Source organism: Nocardiopsis deserti (genome assembly GCF_008638355.1).
GTDB lineage: Bacteria > Actinomycetota > Actinomycetes > Streptosporangiales > Streptosporangiaceae > Nocardiopsis > Nocardiopsis alborubida.
The window spans coordinates 496,490-508,492 of the sequence record NZ_VWVS01000004.1 but is presented as its reverse complement, the minus strand read 5'-3'; the positions used below and the strand labels follow the sequence as shown (position 1 = coordinate 508,492).

The 12,003-nt window shown below is 72.5% G+C and carries 10 protein-coding genes; 8 read left to right on the top strand and 2 right to left on the bottom strand.

The features are described from left to right. Window positions 1-110: 110 nt before the first annotated feature. From FYW99_RS14895 to FYW99_RS14885, 3 genes are all read left to right on the top strand, one after another. Window positions 111-1,130 (top strand): ferrochelatase, encoded by a 1,020-nt coding sequence (locus FYW99_RS14895; RefSeq protein WP_223839037.1) that lies wholly within the window; start codon window positions 111-113, stop codon window positions 1,128-1,130. 280 nt (window positions 1,131-1,410) lie between these two features. Then, the gene (locus tag FYW99_RS14890) at window positions 1,411-3,447 is read left to right on the top strand and encodes a S9 family peptidase (RefSeq protein ID WP_150252623.1); all 2,037 of its coding nucleotides are present in this window, start codon (window positions 1,411-1,413) and stop codon (window positions 3,445-3,447) included. A 97-nt stretch (window positions 3,448-3,544) separates the two neighbouring features. Beyond that, window positions 3,545-4,357, top strand: a complete 813-nt coding sequence (locus FYW99_RS14885; RefSeq protein WP_150252622.1) for an inositol monophosphatase family protein — start codon at window positions 3,545-3,547, stop codon at window positions 4,355-4,357. Between the two features lie 71 nt (window positions 4,358-4,428). On the opposite strand, the gene FYW99_RS31780 is transcribed toward FYW99_RS14885, so the two are convergent. Further along, window positions 4,429-4,593: a hypothetical protein gene (locus FYW99_RS31780; protein WP_013153904.1), complete on the bottom strand. Its 165-nt coding sequence runs from the start codon at window positions 4,591-4,593 to the stop codon at window positions 4,429-4,431. Window positions 4,594-5,309: 716 nt separating this feature from the next. Between FYW99_RS31780 and FYW99_RS14880 the strand changes: the two genes are divergently transcribed. The 3 genes from FYW99_RS14880 to FYW99_RS14870 all read left to right on the top strand — a co-directional run bounded on the left by FYW99_RS14880 (window position 5,310) and on the right by FYW99_RS14870 (window position 7,967). Next, window positions 5,310-5,963 (top strand): response regulator transcription factor, encoded by a 654-nt coding sequence (locus FYW99_RS14880; RefSeq protein WP_150252621.1) that lies wholly within the window; start codon window positions 5,310-5,312, stop codon window positions 5,961-5,963. Then, window positions 5,960-7,210 (top strand): sensor histidine kinase, encoded by a 1,251-nt coding sequence (locus tag FYW99_RS14875; RefSeq protein WP_150252620.1) that lies wholly within the window; start codon window positions 5,960-5,962, stop codon window positions 7,208-7,210. Before FYW99_RS14880 ends, FYW99_RS14875 begins: the two co-directional genes overlap by 4 nt. A gap of 460 nt (window positions 7,211-7,670) precedes the next feature. Next, window positions 7,671-7,967 carry a DUF4193 domain-containing protein gene (locus tag FYW99_RS14870; protein WP_013153901.1) on the top strand — a complete coding sequence of 99 codons (297 nt, stop codon included), beginning with the start codon at window positions 7,671-7,673 and terminating at the stop codon, window positions 7,965-7,967. Between the two features lie 189 nt (window positions 7,968-8,156). Here the strand turns inward: FYW99_RS14870 and FYW99_RS14865 are convergent, their stop codons facing one another. Further along, complete coding sequence (locus FYW99_RS14865; RefSeq protein ID WP_061082613.1) at window positions 8,157-8,435, bottom strand: DUF4235 domain-containing protein; 279 nt, start codon at window positions 8,433-8,435, stop codon at window positions 8,157-8,159. Between the two features lie 205 nt (window positions 8,436-8,640). Between FYW99_RS14865 and valS the strand changes: the two genes are divergently transcribed. Both valS and dut read left to right on the top strand, forming a co-directional pair. Then, the gene (valS, locus tag FYW99_RS14860; RefSeq protein WP_150252619.1) at window positions 8,641-11,217 is read left to right on the top strand and encodes a valine--tRNA ligase; all 2,577 of its coding nucleotides are present in this window, start codon (window positions 8,641-8,643) and stop codon (window positions 11,215-11,217) included. Window positions 11,218-11,500: 283 nt separating this feature from the next. Next, window positions 11,501-11,977, top strand: a complete 477-nt coding sequence (gene dut, locus FYW99_RS14855) for a dUTP diphosphatase (RefSeq protein ID WP_061082615.1) — start codon at window positions 11,501-11,503, stop codon at window positions 11,975-11,977. The last annotated feature ends 26 nt before the right edge of the window (window positions 11,978-12,003 follow it).

Genomic DNA, 12,003 nt, shown 5'->3' with positions numbered 1-12,003 from the left:
AGCCGGGTTCCCCCGGACACGGCCCCCGGGCGGGGAGGAGGCCAAGACCACAGGACACGCATCCGGGGGGTCGCGCGAGCCGGTCCGGCGGAGCTGGTTTCATAAGAGCTGTGAGCTACTACGACGCGTTTTTGCTGATCTCCTTCGGCGGCCCGGAGGGGGAGGACGAGGTCATCCCGTTCCTGGAGAACGTCACCCGGGGCCGCAACATCCCCCGTGAGCGGCTCGCCGAGGTCGGCGAGCACTACTTCCTCTTCGGCGGTGTCAGCCCGATCAACCAGCAGTGCCGCGACCTGCTCGCCGCGGTCACCGCCGACTTCGCCGCCAACGGGATCGACCTGCCCGTCTACTGGGGCAACCGGTTCTGGGCCCCGATGCTCACCGACACCCTCGCCCGGATGAAGGAGGACGGCGTGCGCCGCATCCTGGCGCTGCCCACCTCCGCGTACTGCAACTGGTCCAGCCGCACCGCCTACGAGGAGGACATCGCCCGCGCCCGTGCAGCGCTGGGCGAGGACGCCCCCGAGGTGGACCTCATCCGGCCCTTCTACGACCACCCCGGGTTCGTCGAGCCGCTGGTCGAGCACACCCGCGCCGCCCTGGACGCCCTGCCCGACGGGCAGCGCGAGGGCGCGCACCTGCTCTTCTCCGCGCACTCCATCCCCACGACGATGGCCGAGGCCAGCGGCGGCCCCGGCCAGACCTTCGGTCCCGAGGGCGCCTACGGCGCCCAGCTGGCCGAGGTGGCGCGCCTGGTGGCCGGACGGCTCGACCGCGACCACCCCCACGAGGTCGTCTACCAGAGCCGCAGCGGCCCGCCCAGCCAGCCCTGGCTGGAGCCCGACGTCAACGACCGCATGGAGGAGCTGGCCGCCGAGGGCGTGCCCGCCGTGGTCGTGGTCCCGCACGGCTTCGTCTCCGACCACATGGAGGTCAAGTTCGACCTCGACGTGGAGGCCCGCGACACCGCCAAGAAGCTCGGCATCGGCTACGAACGCGCGCTCAGCCCCGGCACGCACCCCGCGTTCGTGTCCATGGTGACCGACCTGGTCCGCGAGTACGCGGAACGGGCCGAGCCCCGGCGCCTGAGCTCGCTCCCGCGCTGCACCGACTGCTCGTGCCCGGCCTGAGACGCTGAACCACGCGCGGTTGGCGCGGGGTTGTCCACAGGCCCGTGGAAAGGCTTTGTGCGGCGGTCCGCGGCGGGCCATCCTGGGGTGGAAGGTCCCCGCGGCCCCCGCGGTTCCCCGCGGGACCCGCGCCCCGACCGGACCCGCCGCCCCGGACGTGTGGGAAGGTGAGTAAACGCTGCTGACACCGCCCGCGGGAGGGCGGGGAACCACAGTTGCCCCACGGCCCGCTCGACAGTGTCCGCCCCGACCACACGTCGACGTTCAGGGAGTATGTGTCTTGGTCCGTTCCTGGTATGAACTGCCGGAGTACGTCCGACTTCGCCGCGTCAACGGACTGCGCCTGTCGCCGGACGGAACCCGTCTGGTCGCGCCCGTCAGCGGTATCGCCCCCGACGCCAAGTCCTTCCGCAGCGCCCTGTGGGAGATCGACACCGCCCCCGAGTCCGAGGGCGGGCGCGCCCCCCGGCGCCTCACCCGTTCGGCCAAGGGCGAGGGCGGCGTCGGCTTCCTCCCCGACGGCTCGGTCCTGTTCACCACCGGCCGCCCCGACCCCGAGGCCGAGGCCGACGCCAAGACCCGGACCGCCCTGTGGCTCCTGCCCGCCGACGGCGGCGAGGCCCGCCAGGTCGCCTCCCGCCCCGGCGGCATCGGCTCCTTCACGGTCGCCCGCGACTCCGGGCTGGTCGCCCTCACCGCCGACACCCTCCCCCGCAGCGAGGACGAGGAGACCGACAGGGAGGCGCGCAGGGCCCGCGAGGAGGCCGGGGTCACCGCCATCCTGCACGAGGCGCTGCCCGTGCGCTCCTGGGACAGCGACATCGGCCCCGGCCACCCCCGCTACCTGGTCGCCGAACCGCCCGCCGACGAGGACTCCCGGCTCGGGGACCCGCGGGACCTGACCCCCGACGCCGGGATGGCGCTCCTGGGAGCGAGCGGTGAGCTCACCCCCGACGGCGCCACCCTGGTCACCGAGTGGCAGGTCCCCGTCGGCCGGGGCGCCCGGCGCCGCGACGTCGTCACCGTCGACACCGCCACGGGCCAGCGCCGCACCCTGGCCACCGACCCCGACCACGACTTCGGCGACCCGCTCGTCTCCCCCGACGGCCGCCACGTCCTGCTCGTGCGCAGTTCCCAGGGCGACTACGACGGCGAACCCCGGGACGAGACCGCCTGGCTGGTCGACCTGGCCACCGGACAGGGCCGCGACCTGCTTCCCGAGCACGAGCTGTGGCCCCGCGAACTCGCCTGGGCCGCCGACTCCGGCGCGGTGTTCCTCGTCGCCGACCAGGGCGGCCGCCGCCCCGTCTTCCGGATCGACCTGGCCAGCGGCGCGCTCACCCGCCTCACCGGCGACCACGGCGCCTACGGCAACCTCAACCCGTCCCCCGACGGCCGCCACGTCTACGCCCTGCGCGACGCCTGGGACGCCCCGCCCGCGCCCGTGCGCCTGGACGCCGACGCCGCCGACGGCCAGCCCGTGCGCCTGCGCACCCCAGGCTCCGAGCTGACCATGCCCGGAACCCTCACCGAGATCGAGGCCACCGCCGACGACGGCACCCCGATCCGCTCCTGGCTGGTGCTGCCCGAGGAGGCCTCGGCCGACTCGCCCGCCCCGCTCATGCTCTGGGTCCACGGCGGCCCCTACATGAGCTTCAACGGCTGGTCCTGGCGCTGGAACCCGTGGCTGCTCGCCGCGCGCGGCTACGCCGTCCTGCTGCCCGACCCCGCCCTGTCCACCGGCTACGGCCAGGACATGCTCCGCCGCGCCTGGGGCAAGTGGGGGCCGCGCACCTTCGCCGACGTCATGGCCGTCACCGACGCCGCCGAGGCGCGCGAGGACATCGACGCCGAGCGCACCGCCATGATGGGCGGCTCCTTCGGCGGCTACATGGCCAACTGGATCGCCGGGCACACCGACCGGTTCAGGGCCATCGTCTCCCACGCCTCCCTGTGGGGCCTGGACGGCTTCAACGGCACCACCGACTACCCGCCGGTGTGGGAGCGCGAGTTCGGCACCCCGCTGGAGCGCCCCGAGCGCTACACCCTCAACTCCCCCCACCTGCACGCGGACCGCATCCGCACCCCGGTGCTCGTCATCCACGGCGACAAGGACTACCGGGTGCCCATCTCCGAGGGCCTGCGCCTGTGGCGCGACCTGCTGCTGCACGAGGTGGACGCCAAGTTCCTGTACTTCCCGGACGAGAACCACTGGATCCTCACCCCCGGGAACGCCCGGATCTGGTACGAGACGGTCTTCGCCTTCCTCGACCACCACGTGCACGGCAAGGAGTGGAGCAGGCCCGAACTGCTCTGAGCCGCCCACGACCGGCCGGGGCCGCGCCCGCGGCCCCGGCCGGACCCGCGTCCGGGACGCACCCCGGCGCGCGACACCACGCCACGGAGGACAGCCAGTGAGTACCACCCACGCCGCACCCGACCGCGAGAGCCTGCGCGACCTCGCCGTGAGTGTGGCAGCGGAGGCGGGGGAGCTCGCCGCCAAGGGGCAGGCGGGCATCACCGTGCTCGACACCAAGTCCAGCCCCACCGACGTCGTCACCGAGATGGACCGGGCCACCGAGGAGCTCATCCGGGCCCGCCTGCTCGCCGCGCGCCCCGAGGACGCGTTCCTGGGCGAGGAGGGCGGCGGCGAGGGCGGCACCAGCGGGGTGCGCTGGGTCGTCGACCCCATCGACGGCACCGTCAACTACCTGTACGGCCGGTCCGACTGGGCCGTGTCCGTCGCCGCGGAGGTCGACGGCGTGGTGGTGGCCGCCGCGGTGAACGTCCCCCGGCTCGGGGAGGCCTACGAGGCGGTGCTCGGCGGCGGCGCACGCCTGAACGGCCGCGTCCTGGAGGCCCCGCCCGCCGTGCCGCTGGAGCAGGCCCTGGTGGCCACCGGCTTCGGCTACTTCCCCGAGCGCCGCGTCCAGCAGGCCAGGGTCCTGCTGGAGGTGGTCCCGCACATCCGCGACATCCGCCGCGGCGGGTCGGCCGCGGTGGACCTGACCGGGCTCGCCGTCGGCCGCTGCAACGCCTACTACGAGCGCGGCCTCCACCCCTGGGACTGGTGCGCACCCGGTCTGGTGGCGAGCGAGGCGGGCCTGCGGCTGGGAGGGCCGCGCTCGGGGCCGCCCAGCAACGACCTGGTCATCGCGGCCCGCCCGGAGCTCTACGGCGACCTGGAGGCCCTCCTGGCCCCGCTGGGCGCCGACACCGACGGCTGACGGGGACCGGTGCCCCCGGAACACACGAGGGGCGCGGCGGGCCGTGTGCCCACCGCGCCCCTCAGCGCTTCTCAGGCGCAGGTGTCGACGCCGTTGCGAGCCGCGATGCGGTACAGGTCCTCAAGCTCCGACGCATGCGTGTCGGCGAGGAAGTCGTCTCCGGCGGCCTGAGCAGCCTGGAACGACCGGTAGGTCTCGTTGATGCGGACCTTGATCTCCGCGAGGAACTCGCCCATTGCACCTCTTCCAGGGGTAAGCGCCGGGGCACGGCGGTGCTCCGGCGCGGAATCCGTTCGCGCACGCCATGGCGTCCGCACGGTCGAAGTGTCACGTCCCTGTGACATGCGTGCACGTCGCGGTCCGGCCCGGGGCCGGTGTCCACGCGTGCATCTTCCTTCTGTACCCCCGCGGCACCTCGGCCCAAACCACCGAACCCCGGTGTGATCCTTCCGTGATCCGCCCCTCGGCCGACCCCGCCTCGAGGTGACCGGTCCCGCGGTCCCGGGCGGGGGAGCGCCCCGGCACACCACGGGGAGCGTTCCGGGAGCCGCCGTGCCGGCGCCGGGGCATCCGGTGCGGATTACGCCACGTGTCGGACAAGGGTGTCCCATGACACATTTTCCCGGGAGGGCTGGTGCTTACTTGTTTCTTATTCTTGATGTGTCAGATTTGAGATGTGCGGGGTTAAGTCGCTGCCGGCGGTTGGGGGATTCGCCGGCAGCGGCTCCCCGTGCTCAGGGGAGCGTGAAGCTCCCGGCCCAGCGCCCGCGTTCACGCGGGGCGAGGAGAGCGGGCGGTTCGCGAAACCGCCCCGACGGGTTTACCGTCTCCTTACCCCGACTGTGAAAGAACGGATGACGCGGCCGGGACCAAGAACGCCGCTGCCGGTGTGTTGGGGGATGCGCCGGCAGCGGCCCCCTTTCTTTGCGGACCAACGCTCGAGAAGGACAACGTGCGCGTACTCGTGGTCGAAGACGAACGGGTCCTGGCCGACACAGTGGCGGTGGGACTGCGGCGCGAGGCGATGGCCGTGGACGTGGTCTACGACGGCGACACCGCCCTGGAGTACACCGCGGTCAACGACTACGACGTCGTCGTACTGGACCGGGACCTGCCGGGAACCCACGGCGACGACGTGGCCCGCACCCTGGTCCAGGAGAGCTACAACGGCCGCATCCTGATGCTCACCGCCTCCGACGGCGTCCAGGACAAGGTCGAGGGCCTCACCATCGGCGCCGACGACTACCTGGCCAAGCCCTTCGCCTTCGCCGAGCTCATCGCCCGGGTCCACGCCCTCGGCCGCCGCTCGGCGCCCCCGCTGCCCCCGGTCCTGGAGCGCCACGGCATCACGCTCGACCCGGCCAACCACCGCGTCCACCGCGACGGCCGCGAGGTCACCCTCACGCCCAAGGAGTTCGCCGTCCTCCAGGTGCTCATGCGCGCCCAGGGGACCGTGGTCAGCGCCGAGGGGCTGCTGGAGAAGGCCTGGGACGAGAACGCCGACCCCTTCACCAACGTCGTCCGCGTCACCGTCATGACCCTGCGCAAGAAGCTCGGCGACCCGCCCGTCATCCAGACCGTCCCCGGCGCCGGGTACCGGCTGTGAGACCGGCGGAGCGGACCGAACCGGGACAGGTCGAGCCCACCCGCCCCGGCGACACCGGTACGTGGCGGCGCCTGAACACCCTGACGCCCGAGGGCGCGGGGACCGAGCGCTCCGCGGCCGCCGCCCGGGTCCACCACTTCACCGACAACCTCAGCCTGCGCGCGCGGCTCACCCTCATCTACGGGATGCTGTTCTTCGCCGCGGGCTCCGTGCTGGTCCTGGTCAACTACCTGATCGTCGCGGTCCTGCTCAACGCGCTCCTGGTCGAGCAGACCTTCGCGGAGCTGCGGGCGCACAGGGACCTCATCGAGCAGGTGCTCACCCACGTCACCCGGTTCTCGCTGCTCGCGCTGTTCCTGGTGGGCCTGCTCGCGGTGGCCCTGGGCTACGCCGTGGCCGGAAGGGCGCTGTCCCCGCTCCAGAAGATCACCCGTATCGCCCGCCGTCTGTCGGAGCGCTCCCTGCACGAGCGCATCGCCCTGTCCGGGCCCGACGACGAGATCCGCGAGCTCGCCGACACCTTCGACGGCATGCTGGAGCGCCTGGACCGCGCCTTCGACGGCCAGCGCCGCTTCGTCGCCAACGCCTCGCACGAGCTGCGCACGCCGCTGGCGATCAACCGCACCCTGCTGGAGGTGGCGCTCAGCGCCCCCGACGTCTCGGCCGACCTCAAGAGCGTCGGACAGACCCTGCTGGAGACCAACGCCCGCCACGAACGCCTCATCGAGGGCCTGCTCCTGCTCGCCAAGAGCGACCGCGAGCTGGAGGTCCGCGCCAAGGTCGACCTGGGCGAGGTGGCCGGGACGGTGCTCAGCCAGAGCAGCGGGCCGGTGGCCGACTCCGGCCTGAGCCTGCGCCAGGACCTGCGCCCCGCCACGGTGGTCGGCGATCCCGTCCTGCTGGAACGGCTCGTGGGCAACCTGGTGGAGAACGCCCTCAAGTACAACGTCGAGGAGGGCGAGATCACCGTGCGCAGCGGGATGTACGAGGGCATGCCCGCCGTCCAGGTGGAGAACTCCGGCAAGGTCATCCCCGCCTACGAGATCGAGGGCCTGTTCGAGCCGTTCCGCCGCGGCTCCGGCGACCGGGTGGGCTCGGGCCGCAGCGCGGGGCTGGGCCTGTCCATCGTCCGGTCCGTGGTGCGCGCGCACGAGGGCGCGGTGACCGCGTGGCCGCGCGCCGGGGGAGGGCTGGTCGTCACCGTCCGCTTCCCCCCGGCTCCGGGAGAGGGCGCGGAGCGGCGCTGAACCCGCCCACCGGGCCAAGCTGCGTTTGGCCGGTCTTCGTGGTATCTATACGTGTCCGATGACACGCTGACCCGTGTCACGGGTGCCGACCCCGGGTGGGTATGCTTCCCCGGGCGTGGACACGGAGGGAATCCCTCCTGACGTGGGCATGTCCTGCTTTTCGTCCGCCCTTGGGGGAGTGTTCCGCGCTTTGTCCGGAGTGGGCGAAAACGGATTTCCCAGGTCTACGAGGCACCCGACGTTGGGTAGTACACAGGGGGGCGACCCCGGCGCAGCCACACGTGGCCGCCTTCGGTCACGAGGCAGTGAAAGTACTGCTGACCTGTGGACAGTGGCCCGGGAGGGGACACGGTCCGCCGACATCGGGAAAACTCATCGGCCGAACCGGGCACAACCAAGGTCTCTCAAGCGTTACACCCGCGCGACGAGGCACTGAACGAGGGGGATGGAGTTAGCAGAGATGGCCACCGACTACGACAGCCCGCGCAAGACTGACGAGGACATCAACGAGGACAGCCTCCAGGAGTTGCAGGCGCGGCGTGTGGACAAGGGCACCGGCACGATCGACGTCGACCCCGACGAGGTCGCCGAGGGCATGGAACTGCCCGGTGCCGACCTGTCGGGCGAGGAACTCGCGGTGCGCGTGCTCCCGCGCCAGGCCGACGAGTTCACCTGCTCGCGCTGCTTCCTGGTGCACCACCGCAGCCAGCTCGCCGAGCAGCGCGCCGGTCAGCTGGTCTGCAAGGAGTGCGCCTGATCGGACGGGACGGCCCCTGAACCGTCCCGTCCCGGGCGGCTCCCGTCCGCACGGTCGGACCCCACCGCCGTCCGACGGGAGCGCGTGAGGCCTTGCGGGCTCCCTCGGGGGAGCGCGGTGGAACACGACGGCGGACGGCCGACCACACCCCGGTGCGGTCGGCCGCCCGCCGTCGTCGCCTCTGCGGCGTCAGACGTCCAGCTCGCCGGGGCCCGCACCGAACATCCTGGCGCGGGCGGCGCGCACGGCCAGCACCCGGGCCACCTCGGTGCCGACACCGGCCACCACGGCCCAGCTCAGCGCCGTGCCGAGGCTGATGTCGGGGGAGTCCACGTCCGTGGGCGGCTCCTCGCCGGTCACGCGGGTCCAGGCAAAGTTCAGGGCCTGGCGCATGACGTACTGCGCGGCGAACCCGGCCGCGAAGCCCACGAGGGCGGGGCCGAAGTCACCGCCGTCCTTCTTAGCCATCGAATCCTTCACCGTTTTCCGTTGGGGTGTACGGAGGATGCGCGGCCGGCGCACACCCTCCCGTGCGTACGTGGAGATCCTTTCACGTCCCTCCGCGGGAGTCGGGGGCGAACCCCGCGCCAGCGTGCCGGAGGACCGCCGACCCCCCGCTGTGACGGCCCGAAACCCGGAGCGACCACGGCCCGGAGAGCACTACCATTGCCCCATGACCAACGGCTCTCATTCCTTCCGCATGCCCGACAAGCCCTCGCTGGACGGTATCGAGGCGAAGTGGGTCGACGTATGGGATGAGTCCGGCGTCTACCACTTCGACCGCACGGCCGACCGCGCGGACGTCTACTCCATCGACACCCCTCCGCCCACGGTGTCGGGTTCGCTGCACATCGGCCACGTGTTCTCCTACACGCACACCGACACCGTCGCGCGTTTCCAGCGCATGAACGGCAAGGCCGTCTTCTACCCCATGGGCTGGGACGACAACGGCCTGCCCACCGAGCGGCGCGTCCAGAACTACTACGGCGTGCGCTGCGACCCCTCGATCCCCTACGACCCGGACTTCCAGCCGCCCGCCAAGCCCGACCCCAAGCGGCAGGTCCCCGTCTCGCGGCGCAACTTCATCGAGCTGTGCGACCGGCTCACCGCCGAGGACGAGAAGGTCTTCGAGTCCATCTGGCGCCGCCTCGGGCTGAGCGTCGACTGGCGCCACACCTACGCCACCATCGACGACAACTCCCGCGCCGCCGCCCAGCGCGCCTTCCTGCGCAACCTGGCCCGCGGCGAGGCCTACATGTCCGAGGCCCCCACCCTGTGGGACGTCACGTTCCGCACCGCGGTCGCCCAGGCCGAGCTGGAGGACCGCGAGCGCCCCAGCGCCTACCACAAGGTCGCCTTCCACAAGCCCGACGGCGCCCCGGTCCACATCGAGACCACCCGCCCCGAGCTGCTGGCCGCCTGCGTCGCCCTGGTCGCCCACCCCGACGACGAGCGCTACCAGGACCTGTTCGGCACCACCGTGCGCACCCCGGTCTTCGGCGTCGAGGTCCCCGTGCGGGCCCACCGCCTCGCCGACCCCGAGAAGGGGTCCGGCATCGCCATGATCTGCACCTTCGGCGACACCACCGACGTCACCTGGTGGCGCGAGCTCCAGCTGGAGACCCGGCCCATCATCGGCTGGGACGGCCGCGTCATGGCCGACCCGCCCAAGGGGCTGGAGAGCGGAGCGGCCCGCGAGGCCTACGACACGCTCGTGGGCGCCACCGTCCACACCGCGCGCGAGCGCACCGTCGCCCTGCTGCGCGAGAGCGGCGACCTGGTCGGCGAGCCCGCGCCCATCACCCACCCGGTGAAGTTCTACGAGAAGGGCGACAAGCCCCTGGAGATCGTCACCACCCGCCAGTGGTACATCCGCAACGGCGGGCGGGACGAGGACCTGCGCCAGCAGCTCCTGCGGCGCGGACGCGAGCTCACCTGGCACCCCGAGCACATGCGCGCCCGCTACGAGAACTGGGTCGAGGGCCTCAACGGCGACTGGCTGATCAGCCGCCAGCGCTTCTTCGGCGTGCCCTTCCCGGTCTGGTATCCGCTGGACGCCGACGGCAACCCGCGCTACGACGAGCCCATCGTCCCCGCCGAGGACCAGCTGCCCGTCGACCCCAGCTCGCAGGCGCCCGAGGGCTACACCGAGGACCAGCGCGGGCGGGCGGACGGGTTCATGGGCGACCCCGACGTCATGGACACCTGGGCGACCTCCTCGCTGTCCCCGCAGATCGCCTCCGGCTGGGAGCGCGACCCGGACCTGTACCGGCGCGTGTTCCCCATGGACTACCGGCCCCAGGGCCAGGACATCATCCGCACCTGGCTGTTCTCCACCGTGGTCCGGGCCCACTTCGAGAACGGCACCCTGCCCTGGAGCACCACCGGCATCTCCGGCTGGATCCTGGACCCCGACCGCAAGAAGATGTCCAAGTCCAAGGGCAACGTCGTCACCCCGCTGGCGCTGCTGGAGAAGTACAGCTCCGACGCGGTCCGGTACTGGGCCGCCAGCGGCCGCCTGGGCACCGACACCGCCATGGACGAGGGCCAGATGAAGGTCGGCCGCAGGCTGTCCATCAAGATCCTCAACGCCAGCAAGTTCGTCATGTCCGTGGCCGGTGAGGGCGCCGCCGCCGACCCCGCGCAGGTTACCCAGCCGCTGGACCGGGCGATGCTGGCCGCGCTGGCCGACGTCGTGGAGGACGCCACCGCCGCCTTCCGCGCCTACGACCACACCAGGGCCCTGGAGCGCACCGAGCGCTTCTTCTGGGACTTCTGCGACGACTACCTGGAGCTGGTCAAGGCCCGCGCCTACGACACCGAGTCCGCCGAGGGCGCCTCCGCCCGCGCCGCGCTGCTGGTCGCCCTGGGCGCCCTGCACAGGCTCTTCGCCCCCTTCGTGCCCTTCGTGGCCGAGGAGGTCTGGAGCTGGTGGCAGGAGGGCTCGGTCCACGCCCAGCGCTGGCCCGACACCGCGGAGTACCGCGCCGCCGCGGTCGACGGCGACCCCGCCGTCCTGGCCGCCACCGCCGAGGTGCTGCGCGCCGTGCGCAAGGCCAAGTCCGAGGCCAAGCTGTCCATGCGGGCCGAGGTCGAGCACGTCAGCGTCTCGGGCAAGCGGGTCGACGCCGCACGCGCCGCCAGCGGCGACATCGCCGCCGCGGGCCGTGCCGCCGGGATCGACTTCCGCACCACCGACGACGCCGAGCTCACCGTCGAGGTGACCCTGCCCGAGACCCCCGCGGAGTAGCGCCTGTCCGATCGGTCTCTGCTCACCCTCAGGGGGTTGGTTCGGGCGCCCGCGGGGTTCTGGAGGTGCCGGAGGCGGGTTCGCGGGGGACGGGTGAACACGCCGTAGGCGCCGAAGGTTCCCGCTCCTTGGGCGCCCGAACACGGGGCAAAGCGGAGCGGAGCCCCGAACAAGCACGGAGCGGGGGCGGCCGCCGGAGGGAATCCGGCAGGGCCGCCCCCGTTCGCCTACCGGTGGTGCTGGACACCGGTTCATCGCCCGGGGAGCGATAGGCTCGGCCGATGTGAGTACCACATCCCTGGAAGGCGGACGGATCCCTGTCACGGTCCACCGCCTGGACCCCGGCCTCCCCCTGCCCGAGTACGCCCATCCCGGTGACGCGGGCGCGGACCTGTACACCGCCGTCGACGTCACCCTGGACCCCGGGCAGCGGGCCACGGTCCCCACCGGCCTGGCGATCGCCCTGCCCGACGGGTACGCGGCCTTCGTGCACCCGCGCTCGGGTCTCGCGGCGCGCTGCGGGGTCACGCTCGTCAACGCGCCGGGCACGGTCGACGCCGGGTACCGCGGCGAGATCAGGGTGACCCTGATCAACACCGACAGGGACACCCCGGTGAAGCTGACCCGGGGCGACCGGATCGCGCAGCTGGTGGTCCAGCGCGTGGAACGGGCGGTGTTCGTCGAGGCCGACTCCCTCCCGGAGTCGGTGCGGGGGACGGGTGGTTTCGGTTCGACCGGGGGGCACGCCGCACAGCGGTGACGGCGCCCCGAATCCCCGGAGTCATC